The 247-nt window shown below is 74.1% G+C and carries 1 protein-coding gene; it reads right to left on the minus strand.

Annotated elements, in window-relative coordinates:
* Positions 1 to 159: heavy-metal-associated domain-containing protein (locus ACZ3GY_RS24605; RefSeq protein WP_465912420.1), on the minus strand; the 159-nt coding region annotated here is incomplete at its 3' end.
* Positions 160 to 247 lie beyond the last annotated feature (88 nt).

Raw genomic sequence — 247 nt, forward strand, 5'->3', positions numbered from 1 at the left:
CCGCGCGGTCAGGTTGGCGCGCGCTGCGGTTACGCCGTCGAGCGCCCTGAGCCCGCGCTCAACCTTGCCCATGCACCCGGCGCAATGCATCCCCGGCACGGCCAGGACGCTGTGGAGCAGTTCTTCCGCAGGCAGCTGCGGCTGGCGTTGCGCGCTCATGGCAGGTCGCCGATCGTGTGCCAGGTCTGCCCGCGCGAGGTGGCCGCCACGCGCACGCGCCAGCGTCCGGCAGCCAGCGCCGCCGTGT

The organism is Pseudomonas sp. PME37.24/006 (genome assembly GCF_055556635.1).